Consider the following 21,611-nt stretch of genomic DNA (forward strand, 5'->3'; position numbering starts at 1 on the left):
GCTTTTTTTATTTTGTGATACAGATAACGATTTGCTTTATAGTATTGATTTTACTCGTAAAATAATATCTATTTTTTCTTCATTTTTGACTTAAATCAAAATAACGGAAACAGTGATAACTTTTTTTTATCACTATAGTTTTTCACAGTCTTATGCTCTGGATTATTTGACTTCATGATAAACCCGTACCCCTTAGTTCTCTATCATGGAGTCTGATCATGAGTTCATACGATAAAAGTGAAAATGAACGTTCATTGGTTAAAATAATAATGGCAGTGTTAATTATCGTGGTTGTATCTGAATGGATTGGAGTGACTTCAATACACATCGGTAAAACAACTATTAATTTTTTACCGATGCTCTACGCCGTTATCCTTGGCGTTATAATAACCCCTGATTTGTTGGGCAACTATATAAAACCACTCGGGAGATTTATTTCTCGTAAAGAAATAAGCATCACCGGCAATGTGGTGATGCTGGCATTGCTTCCCCTGGGCGTTAAATATGGCACTCTGGTGGGACCAAACATTAGGGCGGTGATTAATGCGGGCCTGCTCTTATCCTCCAGGAAATTGGCAACCTTGGTTCAGTGTTAATCGCCATGCCAGTTGCCCTGATGCTAGGGATGCGCCGGGAATCTATTGGTGCTTGCTCAAGTATTTCTCGTGAACCTTCACTGGGCGTTATTGGCGAAAAATATGGTATCGAGAGTCCGGAAGGCACTGGTGTTCTTGGTACTTACCTCGTCGGCTCGGTTATCGGAACAGTCTATTTCGGGATCATTAGTCCATTAGGGCTGCAAATTGGACTGAACCCCTTATCTCTGGCTGTCGCTTGTGGACTGGGCTCCGGAAGTATGATGGCCGCAGCTTCCGCCTCACTTGCCGCCGCCGTACCTGCAATGTCCTCGCAAATTCTGGCATTCGCTGCAACAAGTAACATGCTGGCCGCATTCACGGGTATGTATGCACTGATCTTTCTAGCTCTTCCCCTGAGTAACCTGATGTATCGCGTGTTACCTCATAAAAATACCCAGATCCCAGCGGAGAAATAACCATGACACTTAAAGAACACCTTGCGAGTACCCGCATCATTATTCCGTGCATTGCCCTGGTTCTGGTCGCTCAGTGGGTTGGAAAAGGGATGTCCCCACTGGCTGCAATCCCCGGTGCGTTGATGATGTTGGCCATTATTCTGGTATCACTGCAAATCAAAGCCTGGCTGCCGAGACTGCCGCTTCCTGCATTTGCATGGGCCACACTGATTGCACTCTTACTCAGCATTCCATACTCACCGGTGAGTGAAATATTCATGCGTTACACCAACAGGATTGATTTTCTGGCCACGACTACACCCTTGTTGGCGTTCGCAGGACTGTCTGTTGGAAACAGTCTCGACAAACTGAAATCTCTCAGCTGGCGCATTGTCATCATTTCATTACTGGTCTTTACCACCGCCTTCTTCGGTGCTGCTTTTGTGGCCCAGTTCATCCTGAACATCCAGGGCATTATCTGATTAACAAGCGAGTAAATTATGGAATATCAAACCTACCTTGATTACGGCATCAGCATGCGTCGACATTTTCACCAGTACCCGGAACTGGGCCGAGAGGAATGTGAAACCCGGAGTTTTTGTATTCATCAGCTCAAAGATATGGGGTATACAGTTACTGATTGTTTTCATACGGGTTTTTATGCCGACCTATATGTCGATACGGCTTTTCCAGTGATTGCATTCCGCGCTGATATGGATGCTTTACCGGCAACAGAAAAACCCGGTGAGGTGGTTATCTCTCAGTATCCTGGGGCTGCGCATCTGTGCGGACATGATCTGCATATGGCTATCGCACTGACTGCCGCGAAGATCATGAGCGATCAGCGGATGAACCTTAAGGCTAACATACGCTTTTTGTTCCAACCTTCGGAAGAAATGTTCCGTGGAGGGGCAAAAGGAATGATCGAGAAAGGTTGCCTGGACGGAGTTGATCAGGTTTACGGTTTGCATAATGACCCGCAGATAGATTGCGGTCAGATAGCCATTAGTCCGGGCATCATGTCCTCTAACGGCGATCAGTTCAGGTTGATGATTGAAGGCAAGAGTGCTCATGCTTCTGCCCCGCATCTGGGATTGGATGCGTTGTCGGAAGCCGTCCGTCTGCTGAATGAGTTCAGAGCAATTATTACTGATCACGTTGATCCCAACAAAGCCGCACTGATTTCCACATGTATGCTTAAAGCTGGTGAAGCGCCCAATATTTTAGCCCGAACGGCAGAGTTGCAGGGTTCTATTCGTTCATTTGATAAAGATGTCCAAAAAACAATGATTCGGCATTTTATGGAAGAAATTCAGGAGACTCGTCGGAGAGGGTATACAGCAGAACTTGAAATGAAGGGTTACCCGGCTATCAGTAATCATCCAGCAGAGGCCCAGAAATTGATAGATATTGCCCGTCAGTTCCTTGGGAGTGAAAATGTCCTGACCGGGCATCCGCCAATGGTGGGATCTGAGGATTTCTCGTTTTTCCTGGAAGAAAAGCCAGGTGCCTTTTTCTTTCTTGGCAGTGGCGATCACAGCAAAGGAATTAGCAACCCGCTGCATTCTAATCCCTTTATTGTTAATGAGAATTGCATTCTTACTGGTGCCACACTGTTTGCCATGCTTGCTGGTTTGTGAAGATCCCGGCAACCCACTAATATACTTAAGAGGCTACAATTGTGGCCTCATTTCTCAGTGAAAGTAACGCCGATTTTATTCTCAGAGAAAGCATAACCAGGGGTTTATGTTAATTCAGAATAAGAAACAGTACCGTCACGACTAAAAAAGTGAACCCGGCTATAATGGGAAGATGCAACATACTGGAAGGGGATAGTGTGTTTTCCTGCTGCGTTGCTGGTGGATAAGGGTAATACTCGCCTTTGGGCATTTCACCGTTATGAGCGTTCTCTTCTTTGCGCGTTTTTTTGGCACTATTGCGAGATTCGTACATTTTTGTCTCTTCCTGTTGCATCTTATCCAATATATCGAGCCACTCTTTAGGGCGCTGAGATGGCGTACTTTCGCGTCGTTCTTTGACCAGCACCGTTTGTTCTTTTATCTCTGGAAATTCCGCCGTTCCTGCTTTTTCAGGATTGGCTGAAGGGGATGCCTCCTGAGTGGAGTGAACCTTTATTCTGGAAAATAGTGCCGGAAATTGAATGGGTTGCTGGTTTTCCTCATTCGGGGGGAGCTTCTGAGTACTTTCTGTTGTCACCGACAAACTGTCAGTGGCTATACGAGTCATCGGTGCTTGTGTGGTGACGAGTTCGGGCGAGCGGCGAGAAGCGGCAAGAGTTTCATCTGGTAACCTCAACGTACTGATTTTACCCGTTAACACAATGGGGGCCGCAGTTTGTTCCCGCTTGCCCCCCTCTATGCCAGGTTTTTCAGTGCCAGCGGGTTGGCTGCGGTCTGGCGTTGCGGGTTGTGGCGATATTTTATCTGAAGGAGCAGGGGACCGGTTTGGTAATGTTGGAGCTGTTGGCGGCGGTGCTAATTGCAAACGAGTGGATTTTATCAGCGATGGAGATGCTGAATAATGCTGTTCAGGTTCAGGTTCAGGTTCAGGCTGAATATCCTCATCCAGAAGATATTTTGTCGCTGCCAGCAATACCTCTCTTTTTATCGTTTCCGGTTGAGGCGGTTGTAGCGAAGATTCCGCTATCTCAACAACTGATGTGACGATGGCACTGTCAGTTTGTACGGTTTTATTGCCATTTGCATTTTCTGATGAAAAGGCCGAGCGCAGTGAGCCAACAAATAAACGCTGAGCAATGGCCCTGGCTGGACGAAGTGGTGTCATCATGATTTAAATTTCCAATTTATCTCTGGAAGTAAAACGACAGAACCAGTGGGAAACTTAAAAGCGAGTTGTTTTTAATCTCAAATGAATGAATGGAGATGTGAGACGTTGCGAATGTTATTTTTGACGTTCAGGGCGATAAATTTAGGTATTTCGCTTCTTTACTAAGTATCAAAGTGAGTTCGGTAGAACAGAACTGAGAGCCACTGAGCATTTTTCTAAGCCTGACGATGTACTATCAGACTAAGACGCATCATAAAATGTAAGGAAACTGCCAAAATGTCAAAAACGCTCACCGCTGAAAAATTCGACAGTGCCAAAACTTTTACCGGGCTGGATTTCATCGCGCGTAGCCTGGTTATGATGGAATCAAACGGGACTCAATTGAGTCCCGAGGAAGTCGCCGGGAATATGACCGATGAACAAAAAGAAATTTTTCTGGCGCGTCTCGATTTTCACAGAAACAGGAATGCTAACAATAAGTGATTATTAGGTGTTGATGTTTCTGCTGTTGGCTTGTATCAGATATAAAGATGGGATATCTGGCAAGGACTTGCATCAGCAAACGACTTCCTCTACGCTGCCAGTGTTACAAAATTTCATGTGACAACGACTCGGGGTGCCCTTCCTTGTGAAGGCTGAGAAATACCCGTACCACCTGATCTGGATAATGCCAGCGTAGGGGGCCGAAATTCGGCCTACTTATCATGAGATTGACTCTCTTTTTGTCGGTGCGTAATGTACTTGAGGTACAAAAAGGGTGTATTCATGGGGTACAAAACTCTTCCATACACGTTTCAGCGAAACGGCAACTACTACCTTCAAATCCGGCTTTCAAATGGCAGGATGTATAAGAAATCCCTCCTCACTGACAGCTATCGTGAAGCATCTGCTTTGATGATTGGCGTTACGCCACACATTCCTTTTGTTAAATCATTTTCTACGCCGCTCCTCGTGTTCGAATCATTTTTGTCTAATCTGATTGCGTCAGAACGCAAGGCTGTGAGAAATCCACTTTTGCCCCACCAGCAGATAGCTCCTCCTGTTGAAATCGTGGAATCTCAACCGCCAGCCGAACCGGAAAAAGTGCTAACCCTCTCGGATGCGTGGGCGATGTACAAAGACGAAAAGGGGCGAAACTGGACGAAATCGATCTCAATGGCAAATAAGCGCTACATGGAAGTGTTGCTAACTGTCTTGGGCGGAGAAACTAATGTCGCGGCTATCACCAAGCAAGACATTAAACAGGTGATGGAAGTTGTTGAGAACCTCCCTAAGCGAGTTGTACAGCCTTATCGCTCAATGACCATTCAGCAATTGATCGAATGTGACGATGTCCCGGCTGATGAACTGGTCGGGGTTGAAGCCATCCATAAACATCTAAAGCTCTACAAATCACTGTTCAAAACTTTTCTTACTGAAAGTAAAGACGTTTTGCTGAAGTCGCCAACTGATGGTGTAGTGGCTGCACCATCGAAAGCAAGATTTGGCGCATACAGTACAGCTGAGATGAAAAAGTTTGTAGGGTGGGCGCTTAAGCAGCCCGATAACTGGCAAAAATGGATCACGTTGTTATTGGCATACACGGGAGCGAGAAGAGGCGAGATAGGAAAGCTGGAGAAGTCACAGATTAAATTTGACGAAGATAGCCAGCGTTACTATTTTCTGATTGCTGAAGGAGGGCAGGGGAAAACTGAGAACGCTACGAGACAGGTAGTCATCCATCCTAAGTTAATCGAATGGGGTTTCATGGATTACGTTGATCGCCAGTGGAAAGAGCGGATTTTTTCAGAAGTGGCAGGTACGAACATGACGAAGATCGGCAAAGTTTTAGCTGATGTTCGTGATCAGCTTGGAATTCCGTATCAGGATGACTACGGGCAGCGCCGTTTGGTGCATAGTTTCCGGCATACCATGATTTCAACCTGTTTATCTGGCTGGGTTGATAACTTAGCGCACTTGCAACAAGTGGTCGGTCACGAGAAAAGCGGAGCAGGGATCACACAGCGCTATCTGCACACATTCCCACTAAATTCAGTTTGTTACGTTATTGACGGACTGTGTTGGACGTAATACGGATTAATTTTCATCTATTTGTGATGGCGATCAAAAAGTCTTTAGGATTTGTCTTGAAAAGTGTAGTGATGGTATTCATATAGTTTTAATACTTACTTTGCTGAAGGAAAGAGGGGTTATGGCTAAGTGTGAAGATGAACATCGTTACTGGGATTTCTTTGAACAACTGCCTGATGATCAAGGGGGAATTGGAAGACATAAGTGCTGTGGTTGTGCTTATGAAAGAGGATACCAAGCGGGAACAAGAAGAGATGAAACCCTTCATATTGATTTAGATTCCCTTCCAGAAAGCCAAGCAGGGAATGTTCGGCACAAGAGTCCCCATGCTGCCTATGCCCAAGGCTATCTTGACGGTATCTCATCGTCATATTGGAATAAGTAACTATTAATGTGATATTTATCAAGGAGATGGGATGGCAATTCGAAGAATCGCTTACGCATATTATGATTCCGATTGGATTAAAGGTGAGCATACGCTCCTTGCTCTCAAAAGAAATACCGTTGAGCCTTTGGCTTACTCGCTATATATGAAAGGATATCTTTTCTGCCCATCTTGCTATGAACATATAACCCGAGTACCTGCTGATCCCGATAAGGGGATGACTACGAACGAAGTTCCTGCTTATTATAAACATCTTAAAGATGATAATGCGCCTTTCTGTAGCTTAAGATGTGGGCCCATTCAGTACAAACAATATTCATCTCAGGAAGATGCAAAAAAAGCAGTTGAAGACGAGGAGCTTATCGTCATAAGCGGTTTTCTTGAATCCCGTCCAGACAATAACCCCAGAATAGATTCTGAAAATGACGAAATACCTATTGATTCGCATTTCGAGAGAAAAAATGGGAAAGAGGTTTCATTGCCCATTTCACGCCATAATGGCGAATCTTTCAAGGTTCCCAGTCAGGTAACAAGTGTGCAGTCCCTGTGCGTTAATTTTGATCACAATTATTATCGAGAGATCTACCTTGTTGGTGAGGACAGTAGAGCTAAGCGTTATAGGTTGTGTGACTCGTTAAAAGAAATCAACGATATAGAAGAGGGTTGCACAGAGTCATCATTCTACTTTGGTGAGTTTTGGAAGATTCAAAGGTTTTCAGGTCACAGTAATGTCTGGCTGAAGATCAAACAAGGAGCATCATTTAAAGATTTCAGAATAAGAATAACTAACGATACTGCTGATGGAAGAGGATTTTTCAATGAAAAAAACCTTGGTCGGATAGTCCTTTTTTACAGCCAGGTTGATGAGGTTGGGATGGGATATATGACTCCTCAGCTTGGATGGGGGGAAGTTGCTCTATTACCCGCTAAATATGATGAATTCCTAATTAAAGATTATATGCTATCGCATCGCATTGAGCAGTAGTTTTTGACTATTTACGATTGAATCTCACAAATTTGTGAACTCTGTTCAGAGAGTTGTTTTTAAGCACAAAGCTGACCGATAAGCCAGCTTTGTATCCCATTTCATTAGGCACCGGAAGCGGTGGAATGCGGGTTGTAGCCCACAATGTATCCCATCGTGTATCCCATTTGAAGTGAGGTGACCAGCTATAACTGATTTTCATACTGCCCAAAGCTACTTGATAAACTCCAGCAAAAAGTTACGATTCTCGCGTGTCGTCCAAGTACTGGAACGAACCGAACAGAAGGACCTTTTTGTGCTAGGAGCAGACCTTTCAACAAGCTATATAGGAGCTGAACAATCCTCATTGCTCCACGCTTTGGGCTTGTAAATTACCATTCCTAAAAGTTACATGATAAGTTCTATAATGTTTAGCAGCGGTGATTAACATAGTTGTTTTAAGTTAAGTTAACTTCCTACAGGGTATGGGAGTTTTTGATGTTACAATAACTGGCCTGTGAGTTTTTTATCGAGTTTTCACGATATGAATATTGCTTCAAGGCATGTGGGATTTTAATCAATGGAGGCTATTTAAAAGCTGACTGGAATGGATATTCCGTTCAGGAGCGTGACGTTATCGAAAACCCGTCTACCCCTAAACTTAACGAAGCGATTCATTACTTTGAAGAGCATCCCCCTAAAAAACAGATTTACGATGAAAAGGGGAGCATGTGGTTAGAAAAACTACCGAGTTTCCGGCACCGGGCTGAACTGATTTTACTGCTGGTCTGTTGAGTAAGAAACAATTTCTTTCACGGCGGAAAATTCAATGGTAATTGGTTTGAACCGGAACGCAGTGAGCAGCTAATCCGGCACGCCCTTACCATCCTACGGGCCTGTGCGGAGAAACTCACCGGAGTGAAAGAAACCTATGAGAACAAACACTTCTGAGCCGGGTCACTGCTACAACCCAGCCCATAACGGCAACTCTGACAGGATGATTAAAGGTTACCAGTGCATTAAAAGAAATCGATAAAGCAGTCGGTTTTATGTCTATGGGGAGCAGGTCAAGACGAAGCTAGCTCGGCTCCCCGTGATTTTTATTTACTCACCACGGAGGCATTAGGCACTATTGCCTTTTTTTCAGGTCATCAAGAATGCTCTGCTTTTCGGCAACCAACATTTTGTACACATCATCATCACCTGTAAGATTAAATTTGAAATGCGATCGTCCCACAGATATACCGGATACGCCTTCAATCCACATATCCTTGGCTAATTTTTCATCTGAGTCATCTAGGGCATTTTCAGAAATCTTATCAAGGGATGAGAGGATATCCCCATGCAACTGTAACAATTTTTTATATGTGATTGATGGCGAATTATTCTTTCTCAGAGAGATCAAGCTTAGATCATTAATCTGCGCGTTAACGCGATCAATAATACCAAAAACTCCTAAGCGAGCCTCAACTGACTTGCGCTCAGATTTATGTTTTGCGCCTGTTTGAAATAACAGCTCGGAGTTAATATACGAACCTAGATCATGTGCATCTTTCACCATGGTTCTAACACCCTCACTAAAGTGTGGGTATCCGATAACTAGCCCCCCCAGTAGTGGGATGATTTTACCGTAAGCGGTGATTTTCGCGATGATTGAGCCTTCAGAGAACTCAACTGTTATCTCTACCTCACTTCCAATAAAAAAAGGTATTCGGCTCTTCGCAAAGGCAGTTATTTGCTTCTCAATCTCATTGATTCTTAGTTTCTTATCTTGAGGGGTCGCTTTTTTTAACCACTCAGGATTAACATGAACATACGATTGAGAAATGATATTCCCTGATACATAGTTTGCCATTCCTACTCCATTAACAAGTTACCTTAGCCACCTAGTAATCCCCCCCAATTTCAGGAGATATCGATATCATTCGTAACGATGATCTAAGGGATTGAATTGAACATAGCATTTCACTGTGGGGTTAAAAAACCCGCCAGAACGTGGCTCTATTTTCATCTGAAGCTTTTAACTGTACTGGCCCCAGTTTCTGGCAATTACCCAGTTTGGACGCCAGGAAACAAAAGAAGCAGGGTCAAAAACTTCCCCAACATCGTTCATCCATTCGATACGTTCGGCTCTCAATGGCAGAGTGTGCCTGGCTTTGTCACTATCAAAATCCCAAACCCAGTAGCGAGGGATCCCATCATGTATTCGTTTCCCAACAGCATAATCCATTGGAGCACATACTCGTTCGATATAACGGTCATCTTCCTCGGAGTAGAATCGGATTCTCAGTTTCTTTTTCGTGTGTATTGCATCAATAAAAACCTCATGCTGAATATGCATAGTCATTTCCTTGTACTTTGTTCAAGAGGTACAACCATCGAAAAAATACAGCACACAAATCTGTTTTACCATAACATTCCTATTATGAATCGGCAGAAGCCAGCTCCGCAAGCCTCTTGAGCGTAAAGCGGGGATCTGCCGAGCAATATTCCATGACGCCTAACCAGACGATTTTTCGTTTGTCGACGCCCTGATGGTAAACTGATAACGAAGTCTCGGAGCGCAGACGAGAAGTACGGTGTTGCGAGCACCTAAAGCGCCTCTTAATAGTCGTTCAAAACGTATTTCAGACAGCAGTGGTATGCGGCTCATAAGGACTGAAAAGAAAGAGTATGCCAGTGGTCTACTGGATTCCGAACTCTGGGAAATCACCCGTGACGAATGGAATACTCGTCAGGTTGGTTGATTAAGTTATGGAATGTCTGTTCTTCGCTCATAGCTGCCTGTCACTCAGCTTTATGTACCCTCAATTTTACCGGATATGATCAGGTAGCGACCAGCACTCAGTGGCGCGGATGGAGGCGGTGTTAAGCCCGGATTTTTGGTGTCCCCTATTCCGCACTGGCAAGAGTCTCAAATATCAGGGTGTTTTTAGTCGGTAAAAGGAAGCTTTGCTAATACCTAACTGATCCTGCACTGCTGCTGGTGACAATCCTTGCGCTAATAATTCATCCACCTGTTCTGTGGTTGCCTTGTTAGGTCTGCCGCAATGCTTGCCTTCCGATTGAGCACGTTTGATACCTGCTGTTCTACGCTCTGCTATCAGGTCTTTCTCCAGGCTGGCAAGTCCTGCCATCATAGTTAGCATCGCTTTACCAACTGGCGTTGACAGGTCGAATCCCTCTCGCAAGCTGACAACTTTCACGCCCTTCATCTGCAACATTTCAACTATGGACAGTACATCAATCGTGTTACGACCAAGGCGGTCTATAGCAATCACGATCAGCGTGTCACCTTCACGAACGTAATCGAGTAGCTCACCGAATCCTGGACGTTCTGCGGCTTTAACTGCTCCGCTCACAGCTTCATCACTGAACCAACGAGTAACACAGTACCCAGCATCATTGATTTGTTGTTTCTGGTTTTCAACGGTTTGCTCGCTGGTGGACACTCGTACATATCCGATCACTGTGGTCATGTCGTTCTCTTAGTCTTAAAAGGTAGTATTAAAACAATAGCAGTCTTAAAAATTGGAATCAATCTTTTGAGACAAGATGAAGCCGCATTCTGTTGTTGTGTTGGTGTGGTCTTATAAGGAGATGGTTTTGAGACTTGAAACGAGGAGTTGAATTCGTTTTGACGAGCGAAGATGAAAATGGCGTGATCACACACGCCAGTCGTTGCATGAGATGATTATTCTTTGAAGAACTGTGTGGCTGACCATCCACCATGACCACCTGGGGTAATGAAGAAAACAAACCCCTTATCGTCTACGTTCTGAATCTCAACTGTCATCGATTCTTTTAGGAGACGGCATTTACCGGAAGTGATGAGGCCCATCATACCCTGTTGGTCTTTGTCCTGGATGTAACTGATCATCTCGTAAAAGTCGGTCAGCTTCTTACAGTTAAATGTTCCTTCTTTTAGGGTGGCGGTATCTCCATGACTCAATGCATAAGCGTTCGGTATCACTGACAAAAATATGGCGGCTGCGAATAGTTTTTTCATTACCGCCCCTTATAGCTCAGAGCATTCGCTGAGGTTGTAAGTGCCTTTTCTACCGTCATCATTAACCAGATGCAGAACAAAAATGAGCGGGTTGCCGTCAATGAAAGACACGGCGACACTGCCGTTGTCGGTGCTATAGAGCTTGGCAATTTGCTTCTCCCCGATGTACGAGAGATCCCAGCTTGCGTTATTTAAACTGAAGTGCATCTGAGAACCATCAATTTCAATGCTGGATTGTGCTGTGACTGTCTTCCCATTGCTACCCAGTTGCCCTTGCTGAAGAGCTTCACATTGATAGGAGCTTGCATAAGTTGACAGAGGCAGCAGTAAGAGTGCAGCAAGAGTTATCCCCTTCATAGCGTTCCTTTTTTCGATTGGTGTTAGACATTCATCGGGAATCAGTATAAAACCATCAATTGATAAAAACGATCGGTTTATCATTTATCGATCGATAAAATTGATCAATGTTGAAACTATAATGTCTTGCACAGTTCTTCGCTATGGATGAGTCTTGATAGACGAAAGAGCATGCACAGGAGAAATGCAGTGAGAAGAGCACTGATAGTGATATTTGGGTTACTGGTTTCACAGATGGCAGCAGCAGGACAGATCACAATGACCGATCCCCAGCAGGATACGACCGAGAATGGTAAGACGCTTTGCACCTACGAAAACAGCATCTATCTGTTCACCTACGTTACCAAAGGAAAATGCCCGTATGCGAAGACGTTTGATACTGTAGATTCAGAGTGAAGGGGGCTTAAAATATAGGTTTGTTTAAATTTCCAAGTTAGGTGGAGTTGCTTAGCAAAAGAATCATGTTTTTTTCTTCGATTGTGCTGAAACCCTTATAGAATAAGGGGTGGAGGGATTTTCATCACTAGGTTAAAGCGCTGTAAGAGTGTTATAGACTGGTTAATATGAGTAGAATTAGCATAGATTAAACCTATTAATAATCATCATTTATTAGTTGATTATCGCTTGTAATTTAGTCAACTTTTCCGGCTCTATGGAGAGTTGTTTCATGGTGAGCACTGCGACCATGAAAAGTATGCTGCATGAGTAGCATGTAATGCGGAGCATGAAAGATATCAATTACAGGAGAGCAACCTTTGCACCAGAAGCGATTTTAAGGAGTGATTCTCCTGTAAAAGTAATCTGCTATGCTCGCATTGCTCACATAATGAACATTAAAACCAACAAAACCGCTAACTACTGTTTAAATAATAAACAGTTATTGATTCCATTTTATGTGCTCGTACAACTCGCCCATGCGTTAACTGTGCAAGATACGCTTAAAAAAATGAGTTTATGCAACCACTCCACACCGATAGTGTTCCATTGTAAGCCTTCACTTTTACCGAAGATGCAAATAACTCTAAAGAGACTTTAGACTTTTCTGCACCCTCTGTATCAGGTTACTTGTGCAAATGGCATAGCCATAAGATCGGCTTACTTGCATAATAAGCCGGAAATCTCATTGCTAACATTATCGGAGCTGCCGCCGCGTTAGCGACTTAATGGAGCAGGCGAGCGCCTCTTAACGCATCCATCGTTAGGGTAGTCGGCTGGGCGTAAGTAATGGAGCTACATAATGAAACGATGGTTTCAATGTCCTGGATGGTGATCTGATAGGTTCCAGTGCCGGGGTTGCCAATGTCCCGACAGATTATCCAGCCCGCATTTTCCAGATCGCCAATGACGGTAATCACTCGTTTTTGCGTCATACCGAGGTCACGGGCCGCACAACTTAGGTCGAACATCACACATCCGGCTATCTCGCTCTGTTGGCTTCTGAGGTATGCCCACATCTGTTTATGATCGGTGGTGAAAGTCAGCACCTTGGGGTGTCTGCTGCGTTTCTGTGGATGCGTTACTTCGGTGAAATACGGCACGAGACTATCAAACATCTGTTCGATGGTGTTCGTTACTTGCGTTGGGGTAGTGCTGGAGTGGGTGGTAAATGTCTCTGTGAAGAGTGCTTCAACTTCGGTTGGGGAAAGTCCCTGGTTATCTGTCATATTAATCCTCCTGTATGTTTTGTAGTCAATAAATCCTCATAGTTGAGTTGTTAACGTTCATTTTTTATTTGCTTGTTTTTTTAAAAAGAAGCGTTCAAATAAAGGTTGGCAAAACTAACATTTATTTATGTTAAATGCAATCTCAAATCGTGCTTGTTTTATTAACGTGTTGAAAATGATCATAAAATAGTTGACTTTGCAACCGATTTGATGTACAATAAATAGTAGGTAGTTAACAATCGTTATAATAAGGAGGTACATGTACCAAACGAAAACTGATGTGCTCGAAGCTCTGCGTAGCGGAAAGCTCCTTCCCAAGATTTGCCAGCAATACTCCCACAACAAAAATCTCTCCGACGAACGACGCAAGATGTTCAGGGTGGCCTTGATCAGCTACCGCATTGAGCAGCTTCAAGAGAGTTTACGTAACGAGGAACAACCGAATGAACATCCGATTCACCGATGAAACCCACAAGGCGCTTGTTGAACGTGCCAACCGTGAAGACAAGTCAGCCGCTGCGCTGGTGAGTGAATTAATAACAGCAGTCCTAAACCGAGAGGAACCGAATGACCGAAAAGAAACCAGTAGTAAACTTCGTTAATGCGATTTGCGGCTCAGGAAAAAGCCACCGTCTGAAAGAGTACATCCTGAGCTTCAAGAACGAAGCTGTCCCAGAAAAGTTCTTAATCGTAGTACCAACCCACGCTTTAGCCGATCAGTTCAAGCAAGATCTGAATCATTTTAGAATCTCAAACCATCACATTTTCGTTGAAGGGGCGACTCTCAACCTGAAAAGTACTTTGGCTGATAGCTTCCAGATAAATGTTGTGATAACAACCCATGAATGTTTCACCAACTACTGCCACCTCGCTACGTTCAATCTTGAGATGCGTTCTCTACTGGCAGAACACAATGTGGTGATTGACGAGATCCCTGATGGCTGGTTTGGAGCAGAAGCAACGATCCGTCATGCTGACAGGACGGCAGAAAACTTCCCATTCCTGGAATGGCTGGAAGAACGAAACGGGCTTCTGTACCTGCGCGAAGAGCACTACGACAATCTGTACAAGTATTACCACGAGAAGCACGCTAACAGTGATAACTTGAAGAAGGTTCTTTACGTGGCGCTCGACGGTTGTGGTGTGATGCACACCGAATGTGATTCGTCATACAGCTTCTTTGCCTACACCTATAATCCGATACTGAAGGCCGCAACATGGGCGAAGAGCTTCACTGTGCTCGGCGCTGGCGTGAATCGCAGTGGGTTTGTCTGGATGGCAGAGAACGTCGCTCAGATGGCGGTTCAGGAAGCGGGTGAACACCTTCAGCCTGATCCCGAGAGACGCAAACATAAAAACGTGCCTATCAAAATCGTTGCTGTCCTCTCAGAAGATATCAAAAGAGCGGGGCAGTCAGAACTCGCTAATATCTTTAACAACCACTTGAGGGAAATACGCCAAATCGTCGGAAAGGATTTTATCTTTGCAACCAACAACGACAAAGCTATCTGCGATTTTAAGACCATTGGACTCACTGAACTTGGTGATCGCATGGGTGGTGTTGACGTTTCAATGTCCAGCTACGGGATAAACAGCTATCAGAGCATTCATTGTGCCGTGTTCCTCGGATGTGCAAATCTGGGCGATAAAGACCGTAAGCGATGGGCAGACTATTGCGAACGTATCGGTTGGGATTTTGAAACGGTGATGGAGAAGAAGCGGCAGGCAATGTATTTTGAACGGTGCTACCAGTTTCTTAGCCGAACATCCATTCGCAACACTGATACCGATCACCCTCTCGTGTTTGTCGTTCCCGACATGGCGGCAGCGGAATACCTCAAAAACCATTACTTCCCTGGCTCAACCATCGAATGCCTTGGAATCAAGAAAGCTGGAAAGCAGCATGAAACGCGTTTGAAGGTTCTGGAATACAAGGCGCAAGGACTAACTCAGAAAAAGGCTGCGGAAGAAATGGCGGTGTCTCTGAGGACGGTAGCAACCTACTGGAACCAGGACACTCGCGTATGATCACCGCGCTTTACTGGTATGTGCTGTTCCTGTTTATCTGGGGTGTAATCCGCACCTTTGAACGACGTAGAAAAACAGAACGCAAAACTGAATCTCGGAATCCATGAGATCTTGGGTTATGTCACAAAGGAGCTTAACGGCTCCTTTTTTTGTTTCTGTGGTGGGGTACAAACTGAGGTACAAGCTGGGGTACAGCGTGAAGAAGCGATAACCGGAAGGGCGGGCTTGCTTCAGCAAGCAACTTCCCCTAAGCTGGCAAAAAGTATAGAGATTCAATTTTCATGACTCGGGGTGCCCCATCGCTGATGGGCTGAGAAATACCCGTACCACCTGATCTGGATAATGCCAGCGTAGGGAAGTCTGACACTGCTCGTGTCCCTTCTTCGCGCGGGCAGGAGCTGAACCATGCAGCCTGACCTGCACAGCCGCACGCTCGCGGCTCATACCCTTCACCAATTTAGAACACTTTCCCCGCTCACACATTGTATGACCAATGAGGTCGTACAGAGTTTTACTGCCAATACATTACTGGCTTTAGGTGCGTCGCCTGCAATGGTGATTGAACCGGAAGAAGCGAGCCAGTTTGCAACTATCGCCAGTGCGTTACTGATTAATGTAGGTACTCTCACTCAACGTCGCGCCACAGCAATGCGTGCTGCAGCCGAGCGGGCGCATCTTGCTAAAACCCCCTGGACTCTCGATCCCGTTGCCGTGGGTGTTCTGGACTATCGTCGTTATTTTTGTCTGGATTTACTGACGCTTCGGCCTGCCGCAATTCGCGGTAATGCCTCGGAAATACTTGCCCTCGCGGGGATGAACAGCGGTGGGCGAGGGGTGGATACCACCGATACGGCAGTCGCAGCACTTCCGGCGGCACAGGCGCTGGCGCGCCAGGCTGGAACTATTGTTGTGGTCACCGGGGAAGTGGATTACGTCACCGATGGCCAGCGCACCGTCAGCGTGAGCGGAGGTGATCCGCTGATGACGCGTGTGGTTGGTACTGGATGTGCTCTGTCGGCGGTGGTAGCAGCCAGTTGCGCACTGCATGGTGATCGGCTTGATAACGTGGCTTCCGCCTGTAGCTGGATGAAGCAGGCTGGAAAAATAGCCTCTGAACAAGCAACCGGACCGGGAAGTTTTATCCCGGCATTTCTCGATGCCCTCTATAACCTGGAAATGCAGGAGCAAGCATGAAACGCATTAACGCATTAACGATAGCCGGAACCGACCCTAGCGGCGGCGCAGGTATTCAGGCTGACTTGAAGACCTTCTCAGCGCTCGGGGCATATGGTTGCTCTGTAATTACGGCGTTAGTGGCGCAAAATACGCGCGGGGTGCAGTCGGTTTATCGGATCGAACCTGATTTTGTCGCCGCGCAGCTGGACTCCGTATTCAATGATGTGCGTATCGATACCACCAAAATTGGCATGCTGGCTGAAACGGACATTGTTGAGGCGGTCGCTGAACGCCTGCGCCGTCATCAGGTGCAGAACGTGGTGCTGGACACGGTCATGCTGGCGAAAAGCGGCGATCCATTACTTTCGTCTTCTGCGGTTGAAACACTACGTACCCGGTTGTTGCCGCAGGTGTCGATTATCACGCCGAATTTGCCAGAAGCTGCGGCGTTACTAGGGGCATCGCACGCACGAACGGAACTGGAAATGCTCGAACAAGGGCGTGCACTTCGTGCGTTAGGCTGTGATGCAGTATTAATGAAAGGTGGTCATCTGGATGACGAACAAAGCCCGGACTGGCTTTTTACCCGCGATGGTGAACAGCGTTTTACCGCCCCAAGGGTGATGACCAAAAATACCCACGGTACTGGTTGTACGCTATCGGCGGCGCTGGCGGCACTGCGTCCGCGTCATTCCAGTTGGGCCGACACGGTACAGGAGGCTAAGTTGTGGCTCTCTGCAGCACTGGCTCAGGCGGATACGCTTGAGGTGGGGGAGGGGATTGGTCCGGTGCATCATTTCCATGCGTGGTGGTAACACAGATTATCTTTCAATATTGCTCCCGGTCGATTTCACATTCGCCACCACGATGCATCTTGAATGATTTTTTGTATATACTGACTGCAGTACTGGCAGCCAGGAAAAAGATAAATGGAACAAGCGCATACCCAGCTTATCGCGCAACTGAATGAACGTATTTCAGCGGCAGATAACACGCCGCTATATATGAAATTCGCTCAAACGGTTAAGGACGCTGTGCGCAGCGGGATCCTGGAACATGGCAATATTCTGCCTGGTGAACGCGATCTCAGCCAGTTGACTGGTGTTTCACGAATTACGGTGCGCAAAGCGATGCAGGCGCTGGAAGAAGAAGGTGTGGTAACCCGCGCCCGTGGTTACGGGACGCAGATTAATAATATCTTCGAGTATTCGCTAAAAGAAGCACGCGGTTTTTCGCAGCAGGTGGTTTTACGCGGTAAAAAGCCGGATACGCTGTGGGTTAACAAACGTGTGGTGGCATGCCCGGAAGAGGTGGCGCAGCAACTGGCAATTGCCGTCGGAAGTGAAGTTTTCCTGCTCAAACGTATTCGCTACGTGGATGAAGATGCCGTTTCAATTGAAGAATCGTGGGTTCCCGCGCATCTTATTCATGATGTGGATTCCATCGGTGTTTCTCTTTATGACTATTTCCGCAGCCAGCATATTTTCCCGCAGCGTGCGCGCTCACGCGTCAGCGCGCGGATGCCAGATGCGGAATTTCAGTCGCATATTCAGATGGACAGCAGAGTGCCGGTACTGGTGATCAAGCAGGTAGCGCTCGACCAGCAGCAACGGCCCATTGAGTACAGTATTAGCTATTGTCGAAGCGATCTATACGTCTTTGTGTGCGAGGAGTAACGCGTCACGTGAGGGGGCACAATCGCCGCCGCGATGACCGACCACCCACGATCCCACTGCGTTGCCAAGGAGTACGGCATCGGCCAGCGACCAGCCCGAGGCCAGTCCAGCCAGCATTCCTCCTGCGTGGCTGTCACCCGCGCCAATAGTATCCACGACCGTCGTGGGGAATGCGGCAACGCAACCGGACGTTTGCTCGCTGAAATACCATGCACCCTCTTTATCGTGGCGGACCACAACCGGTGTGGTAAATTTTTTCACCCATTCGGCGCCGAAACCTTCAACATCGGGGCTTAACCTGAACCGCCCGGCGGCGATTTCTGCCTCCTGGCGATTCAGTGACACCAGCGGATGACAGGCCATAATTCGTGCCATCAGGGCATCAGAAATATCGCTGATCCGTGGACCAAAATCGATAAACGGCGTCACCTCTTCCAGACCCTCCAGCCATTGCACAAGCAGCTCGCCGCACGGTGAGGCCAGCTGGTAGCCTGACAGGTAAACCAGGCTCTGGCGCGGAATGTTCAATTGTGCCAGCCAGTCAGCATTCCACTGATTTTCTACGCCGCTGAAGGACATAAAGGTGCGTTCACCATCCGGCTCCACCAGTGCCAGACACCAGCCATTATCGCCTTCAGCATTATCGATCAGACTGTGTAATCCCTCTTTTGCCATCCGGTTGCGGATAATATCGGCCCACACGCCCTGGCCTAGCGGTAGAGCATTACTGGCGTTGATACCTAAACGCTTGAGCGCTACAGCAATATTCAGCGCACAGCCGCCAACGTTAACGCCCTGTTGTTTCAGCTCAATGTCACAACCGCGCCAGGGAAGGGCATACGCATCGGCAATCACATCAATTACCGCCGCGCCCACCACCGTTACCGGCCGCTGAGTGTGTAATTGCGGAAGAAGATCTCGCAGACGCGTGATGCTCATAATGCCTCCCGTTGTTCGCGCAGGCGCGTCAATTCCGTGGCGTAGCGTGTAAAGTCCAGTTGATTAACGGTATCCAGCTCCAGTTTCAACATCGAATCAATAGCGTCAGGGCCGTGCAACGCGCCGCAAATAGCTGTCGCCATTGCGCCGATAGTGTCCGTATCGCCGCCGAGGTTAGCGCACAGAATGGCGCAGCGGTTGGGGTCGGTCCCCGCCAGTTCAACCATGGCGATTGCGCAGGGGACGGATTCAATGGTACTGGTACCGGCTCCAACGACCTGATACAACTGCTCGCTGGCCGATTCTGCACCGTCTGCGTTGCGGACGATTTTAAGCGCCAGCTCCAGACGTGCGCAGAGCGATGCACTAAAGGTAGTGATCCGTTTTTGTTGTGCATGCAGGGCAATGGCTGGGAGAGCCTCGACAATATCCGCCCATTTCGCTCCGTCGATCGCACGCGAAACCGCCCATGCGATCACCACTGCACCGGCCACCGCCAGGTCTGATTTATGCGTCGGGCTGGATGCCAGCGCCACATCATCGATAAAAGCATCGAGATCGCGTGTTGGCAGCAGACAACCCAGCGGAGAAACGCGCATCGCTGCGCCGTTGGTTACGCCGTTATTTTCAAGATCGGCGACCGGCTTACCATCGCGAATAGCGTTTAGCGCAATCTTAGACGTGGGGCCGAGTACGTTTTTATTGAAGGCATCAAAGCGTTGGGCCCAGGCCAGAATATTGCGTCCAATCACGTCTGGTACGATTTCCCCGTTGCATTCAAGCAGGGCGTCAGCCAGGCACAATGCCATTGATGTGTCATCAGTGAATTCTGCCTGGTTAAAATAACAGGCAGCGTTATTTTCCGCAGGGCCAGGCAAAAAGCGGTCGATCCACCCAAAGTGTGCTTTAACACGGCTTCTTGGCCATAGTTCCGACGGCATACCCATCGCATCCCCTAACGCCTGCCCATAAAGAGCACCGAGAATACGTTCTGCTTTCATTTTACTTCCCCTTGTGTCAACGCAGTATCGCGATCGTCCACCTTAATTGCGGTGATTTCTTTGTCTGATTCGCGAAAGAAAATCATAAACAGTACGGCAATGACGGCGATCATAATCGCGCCAAATCCCCACATACCTGCCCAGTTGAAAGTGAGACCATTTACCGGTTCTTTATAGGCAAACATTTTTTCCATCATCACCCCGCCCAGACGGTACCCAAGCAGGCTGCCGAATCCCTGACAACAGAGAGTGATCAACCCCTGGGCGGCAGTCCGCATGTGTACTGGCGCTTTTTTATCGACATAGATATAGGCCGTCACGTAGTAGAAGTCGTAACTGACCCCGTGCAGCAGAATGCCGAGAAACAGCAGTGCGTAAGTGAAATATTCTTCCGCGCCGCCGTAAACGAAAAATCCGTAACGGATCGCCGCGGTAATAAGACCAAGCAGTAATACCTTTTTGATGCCAAAGCGTTTCGTGAAGAACGGCAGCGCCAGCATAAAGAAGATTTCAGAGAACTGGCCCAGCGTCATCCAGCCGGTAGCGTTTTTCATCCCGACTTCCGTGAGGTAGCCGTTGGCGAAGATGTAATAAAACGCGAGTGACATAGCAAACAGGAACGAACAGAAGAAAAAGACGAGGAAGTTTTTATCACGCAGCAGGATTAATGCGTCCAGCCCCAGCATGACTTTGAAATCCATTTTGCCGGTACTTTTCGGTGGTGTATCCGGTAAGAAGAAGGCAAAAACACCGAGTAAAGCAGAGCTTCCGGCGGTGATGAGCAGAGGAATATTGGTTGGTGAGATATCGTTGTAGCCGAGCATTTGCGGTAAGAATCCGCATGCTAAACCGGAAGCAATCCAGCCAATTGTCCCCATAACACGGATGCGCGGGAAATCGCGTTCGACGTCCGGTACGTTGGCAAAAGCGATGCTATTAGTGAGCGCAATGGTCGGCATATAGGTTAGCGAGTACGCCAGTAATAACGGGAAGAATCCGCTAAATGTCGTTTGCTGCGCCGCAAAGTACATCAGAATTGCCCCGACGAACATCAGCACGGCCAGCACTTTTTGCGCGGAGAAAAAGCGGTCAGTTAACGAGCCAACAAAAATTGGTGAGAGAATGGCAGCAATCGCTGTACAGGCATAGGACCAGCCAATTTCACCGGCGGTAAATCCGCTTTTACTCAGCCATAGCCAGAGAGGTACAAACCAGGCGCCCCAGATAAACCACTCTACAAACATCATGAACGACAGCTTAACTGTAGTTTTCATCTTTAAATCCTTCATGACAGGTAAGGTACGCCTCGATAGTACCACTTGATAATACCTTTAAAATACCTTTGTGGCTTAAATTTGACCGCTGTAACATTTTTTTCTGCCTGAATCGAGCCAGCGGAAACCGCTGAAAAGTGCGCTAAAGATGGAAAAAATGCGCAGTCAGTACCAGACTTATTGCTGCCCGCAACAAGGCGGGTCAGGACAATCCATATTCCGGTATC

22 protein-coding genes, 2 pseudogenes and 2 riboswitches are annotated in these 21,611 nt (G+C 47.0%); of the genes and pseudogenes, 14 read left to right on the forward strand and 10 right to left on the reverse strand.

Features of this window, described 5'->3' with window-relative positions:
• The first annotated feature begins 269 nt into the window (after positions 1-269).
• From SK36_RS06350 to SK36_RS06360, 3 genes and pseudogenes are all read left to right on the forward strand, one after another.
• Positions 270-1,054 (forward strand): annotated as a pseudogene (locus tag SK36_RS06350) (DUF3100 domain-containing protein).
• Between the two features lie 2 nt (positions 1,055-1,056).
• Entirely contained in the window at positions 1,057-1,515 is a 459-nt protein-coding gene (locus tag SK36_RS06355; RefSeq protein ID WP_045444921.1) for a hypothetical protein, read from the forward strand.
• An 18-nt stretch (positions 1,516-1,533) separates the two neighbouring features.
• Positions 1,534-2,673, forward strand: coding sequence for a M20 metallopeptidase family protein (locus SK36_RS06360; protein ID WP_048221063.1), 1,140 nt, complete (start codon positions 1,534-1,536; stop codon positions 2,671-2,673).
• 109 nt (positions 2,674-2,782) lie between these two features.
• Here SK36_RS06360 and SK36_RS24610 read toward each other — a convergent pair whose 3' ends face one another.
• Positions 2,783-3,841 (reverse strand): hypothetical protein, encoded by a 1,059-nt coding sequence (locus tag SK36_RS24610; protein WP_156184439.1) that lies wholly within the window; start codon positions 3,839-3,841, stop codon positions 2,783-2,785.
• 276 nt (positions 3,842-4,117) lie between these two features.
• Between SK36_RS24610 and SK36_RS06375 the strand changes: the two genes are divergently transcribed.
• From SK36_RS06375 to SK36_RS06385, 4 genes are all read left to right on the forward strand, one after another.
• Complete coding sequence (locus SK36_RS06375; RefSeq protein WP_045444908.1) at positions 4,118-4,324, forward strand: hypothetical protein; 207 nt, start codon at positions 4,118-4,120, stop codon at positions 4,322-4,324.
• Between the two features lie 119 nt (positions 4,325-4,443).
• A riboswitch (TPP riboswitch) is annotated at positions 4,444-4,539 on the forward strand.
• 67 nt (positions 4,540-4,606) lie between these two features.
• On the forward strand, positions 4,607-5,911 hold the full coding sequence (locus SK36_RS06380; protein WP_048221066.1) for a site-specific integrase: 1,305 nt from the start codon (positions 4,607-4,609) through the stop codon (positions 5,909-5,911).
• Between the two features lie 121 nt (positions 5,912-6,032).
• Complete coding sequence (locus SK36_RS23420) at positions 6,033-6,296, forward strand: hypothetical protein (RefSeq protein ID WP_075261764.1); 264 nt, start codon at positions 6,033-6,035, stop codon at positions 6,294-6,296.
• Positions 6,297-6,327: 31 nt separating this feature from the next.
• Positions 6,328-7,281, forward strand: coding sequence for a hypothetical protein (locus SK36_RS06385; protein ID WP_048221067.1), 954 nt, complete (start codon positions 6,328-6,330; stop codon positions 7,279-7,281).
• 1,108 nt (positions 7,282-8,389) lie between these two features.
• Here SK36_RS06385 and SK36_RS06390 read toward each other — a convergent pair.
• Together SK36_RS06390 and SK36_RS06395 are read right to left on the reverse strand one after the other, a co-directional pair.
• Positions 8,390-9,115, reverse strand: a complete 726-nt coding sequence (locus SK36_RS06390; protein WP_048221068.1) for a hypothetical protein — start codon at positions 9,113-9,115, stop codon at positions 8,390-8,392.
• Between the two features lie 165 nt (positions 9,116-9,280).
• Positions 9,281-9,601: a hypothetical protein gene (locus tag SK36_RS06395; protein ID WP_053069227.1), complete on the reverse strand. Its 321-nt coding sequence runs from the start codon at positions 9,599-9,601 to the stop codon at positions 9,281-9,283.
• Positions 9,602-9,839: 238 nt separating this feature from the next.
• Between SK36_RS06395 and SK36_RS23430 the strand changes: the two are divergent.
• Positions 9,840-10,007, forward strand: a pseudogene (locus SK36_RS23430) (GNAT family N-acetyltransferase); the annotation flags it as partial.
• Positions 10,008-10,181: 174 nt separating this feature from the next.
• On the opposite strand, the gene SK36_RS06400 reads toward SK36_RS23430, so the two are convergent.
• The 3 genes from SK36_RS06400 to SK36_RS06410 form a co-directional block, all read right to left on the reverse strand.
• Positions 10,182-10,739, reverse strand: coding sequence for a recombinase family protein (locus SK36_RS06400; protein ID WP_048221070.1), 558 nt, complete (start codon positions 10,737-10,739; stop codon positions 10,182-10,184).
• A gap of 215 nt (positions 10,740-10,954) precedes the next feature.
• Positions 10,955-11,269, reverse strand: coding sequence for a hypothetical protein (locus SK36_RS06405; RefSeq protein WP_046275909.1), 315 nt, complete (start codon positions 11,267-11,269; stop codon positions 10,955-10,957).
• Between the two features lie 9 nt (positions 11,270-11,278).
• Entirely contained in the window at positions 11,279-11,626 is a 348-nt protein-coding gene (locus SK36_RS06410) for a hypothetical protein (RefSeq protein ID WP_008324549.1), read from the reverse strand.
• Between the two features lie 171 nt (positions 11,627-11,797).
• Here SK36_RS06410 and SK36_RS06415 point away from each other — a divergent pair, with 171 nt between their 5' ends.
• The gene (locus SK36_RS06415) at positions 11,798-12,022 is read left to right on the forward strand and encodes a hypothetical protein (protein WP_046275908.1); all 225 of its coding nucleotides are present in this window, start codon (positions 11,798-11,800) and stop codon (positions 12,020-12,022) included.
• Positions 12,023-12,786: 764 nt separating this feature from the next.
• Here the strand turns inward: SK36_RS06415 and SK36_RS06420 are convergent.
• Complete coding sequence (locus tag SK36_RS06420; protein ID WP_008324552.1) at positions 12,787-13,290, reverse strand: hypothetical protein; 504 nt, start codon at positions 13,288-13,290, stop codon at positions 12,787-12,789.
• A gap of 259 nt (positions 13,291-13,549) precedes the next feature.
• On the opposite strand from SK36_RS06420, the gene SK36_RS06425 reads away from it, so the two are divergent.
• From SK36_RS06425 to SK36_RS06445, 5 genes are all read left to right on the forward strand, one after another.
• The gene (locus SK36_RS06425; RefSeq protein ID WP_008324553.1) at positions 13,550-13,756 is read left to right on the forward strand and encodes a hypothetical protein; all 207 of its coding nucleotides are present in this window, start codon (positions 13,550-13,552) and stop codon (positions 13,754-13,756) included.
• 101 nt (positions 13,757-13,857) lie between these two features.
• Entirely contained in the window at positions 13,858-15,318 is a 1,461-nt protein-coding gene (locus SK36_RS24965) for a DEAD/DEAH box helicase family protein (RefSeq protein ID WP_048221071.1), read from the forward strand.
• A gap of 277 nt (positions 15,319-15,595) precedes the next feature.
• Positions 15,596-15,692, forward strand: a riboswitch (TPP riboswitch).
• 31 nt (positions 15,693-15,723) lie between these two features.
• The gene (thiM, locus tag SK36_RS06435; RefSeq protein WP_048221072.1) at positions 15,724-16,512 is read left to right on the forward strand and encodes a hydroxyethylthiazole kinase; all 789 of its coding nucleotides are present in this window, start codon (positions 15,724-15,726) and stop codon (positions 16,510-16,512) included.
• Positions 16,509-17,309, forward strand: a complete 801-nt coding sequence (thiD, locus tag SK36_RS06440) for a bifunctional hydroxymethylpyrimidine kinase/phosphomethylpyrimidine kinase (protein WP_045444855.1) — start codon at positions 16,509-16,511, stop codon at positions 17,307-17,309. Before thiM ends, thiD begins: the two co-directional genes overlap by 4 nt.
• A gap of 114 nt (positions 17,310-17,423) precedes the next feature.
• Positions 17,424-18,170 carry a GntR family transcriptional regulator gene (locus SK36_RS06445; RefSeq protein ID WP_048221073.1) on the forward strand — a complete coding sequence of 249 codons (747 nt, stop codon included), beginning with the start codon at positions 17,424-17,426 and terminating at the stop codon, positions 18,168-18,170.
• Here SK36_RS06445 and SK36_RS06450 read toward each other — a convergent pair.
• The 3 genes from SK36_RS06450 to SK36_RS06460 are packed head-to-tail and all read right to left on the reverse strand — an operon-like array spanning position 18,144 to position 21,384.
• A complete protein-coding gene (locus tag SK36_RS06450) occupies positions 18,144-19,109 on the reverse strand; it encodes a PfkB family carbohydrate kinase (protein WP_048221074.1) in 966 nt (321 codons plus the stop codon). The genes SK36_RS06445 and SK36_RS06450 overlap by 27 nt on opposite strands.
• Positions 19,106-20,110 (reverse strand): ADP-ribosylglycohydrolase family protein, encoded by a 1,005-nt coding sequence (locus SK36_RS06455; protein ID WP_045444846.1) that lies wholly within the window; start codon positions 20,108-20,110, stop codon positions 19,106-19,108. The genes SK36_RS06450 and SK36_RS06455 overlap by 4 nt, the downstream gene beginning before the upstream one ends.
• Entirely contained in the window at positions 20,107-21,384 is a 1,278-nt protein-coding gene (locus tag SK36_RS06460; protein WP_048221075.1) for a nucleoside permease, read from the reverse strand. Before SK36_RS06460 ends, SK36_RS06455 begins: the two co-directional genes overlap by 4 nt.
• Between the last annotated feature and the right edge of the window lie 227 nt (positions 21,385-21,611).

The organism is Citrobacter sp. MGH106 (genome assembly GCF_001037495.1).
Lineage (GTDB): Bacteria > Pseudomonadota > Gammaproteobacteria > Enterobacterales > Enterobacteriaceae > Citrobacter > Citrobacter murliniae.

Excerpts from the sequence above, each read along its gene's own strand:
- SK36_RS06355 (WP_045444921.1), top strand. The coding sequence starts at position 1,057 with ATGACACTTAAAGAACACCTTGCGAGTACCCGCATCATTATTCCGTGC.
- SK36_RS06360 (WP_048221063.1), top strand. The coding sequence starts at position 1,534 with ATGGAATATCAAACCTACCTTGATTACGGCATCAGCATGCGTCGACAT.
- SK36_RS24610 (WP_156184439.1), bottom strand. The coding sequence starts at position 3,841 with ATGATGACACCACTTCGTCCAGCCAGGGCCATTGCTCAGCGTTTATTT.
- SK36_RS06375 (WP_045444908.1), top strand. The coding sequence starts at position 4,118 with ATGTCAAAAACGCTCACCGCTGAAAAATTCGACAGTGCCAAAACTTTT.
- SK36_RS06380 (WP_048221066.1), top strand. The coding sequence starts at position 4,607 with ATGGGGTACAAAACTCTTCCATACACGTTTCAGCGAAACGGCAACTAC.
- SK36_RS23420 (WP_075261764.1), top strand. The coding sequence starts at position 6,033 with ATGGCTAAGTGTGAAGATGAACATCGTTACTGGGATTTCTTTGAACAA.
- SK36_RS06385 (WP_048221067.1), top strand. The coding sequence starts at position 6,328 with ATGGCAATTCGAAGAATCGCTTACGCATATTATGATTCCGATTGGATT.
- SK36_RS06390 (WP_048221068.1), bottom strand. The coding sequence starts at position 9,115 with ATGGCAAACTATGTATCAGGGAATATCATTTCTCAATCGTATGTTCAT.
- SK36_RS06395 (WP_053069227.1), bottom strand. The coding sequence starts at position 9,601 with ATGCATATTCAGCATGAGGTTTTTATTGATGCAATACACACGAAAAAG.
- SK36_RS06400 (WP_048221070.1), bottom strand. The coding sequence starts at position 10,739 with ATGACCACAGTGATCGGATATGTACGAGTGTCCACCAGCGAGCAAACC.
- SK36_RS06405 (WP_046275909.1), bottom strand. The coding sequence starts at position 11,269 with ATGAAAAAACTATTCGCAGCCGCCATATTTTTGTCAGTGATACCGAAC.
- SK36_RS06410 (WP_008324549.1), bottom strand. The coding sequence starts at position 11,626 with ATGAAGGGGATAACTCTTGCTGCACTCTTACTGCTGCCTCTGTCAACT.
- SK36_RS06415 (WP_046275908.1), top strand. The coding sequence starts at position 11,798 with ATGCACAGGAGAAATGCAGTGAGAAGAGCACTGATAGTGATATTTGGG.
- SK36_RS06420 (WP_008324552.1), bottom strand. The coding sequence starts at position 13,290 with ATGACAGATAACCAGGGACTTTCCCCAACCGAAGTTGAAGCACTCTTC.
- SK36_RS06425 (WP_008324553.1), top strand. The coding sequence starts at position 13,550 with ATGTACCAAACGAAAACTGATGTGCTCGAAGCTCTGCGTAGCGGAAAG.
- SK36_RS24965 (WP_048221071.1), top strand. The coding sequence starts at position 13,858 with ATGACCGAAAAGAAACCAGTAGTAAACTTCGTTAATGCGATTTGCGGC.
- thiM (WP_048221072.1), top strand. The coding sequence starts at position 15,724 with ATGCAGCCTGACCTGCACAGCCGCACGCTCGCGGCTCATACCCTTCAC.
- thiD (WP_045444855.1), top strand. The coding sequence starts at position 16,509 with ATGAAACGCATTAACGCATTAACGATAGCCGGAACCGACCCTAGCGGC.
- SK36_RS06445 (WP_048221073.1), top strand. The coding sequence starts at position 17,424 with ATGGAACAAGCGCATACCCAGCTTATCGCGCAACTGAATGAACGTATT.
- SK36_RS06450 (WP_048221074.1), bottom strand. The coding sequence starts at position 19,109 with ATGAGCATCACGCGTCTGCGAGATCTTCTTCCGCAATTACACACTCAG.
- SK36_RS06455 (WP_045444846.1), bottom strand. The coding sequence starts at position 20,110 with ATGAAAGCAGAACGTATTCTCGGTGCTCTTTATGGGCAGGCGTTAGGG.
- SK36_RS06460 (WP_048221075.1), bottom strand. The coding sequence starts at position 21,384 with ATGAAAACTACAGTTAAGCTGTCGTTCATGATGTTTGTAGAGTGGTTT.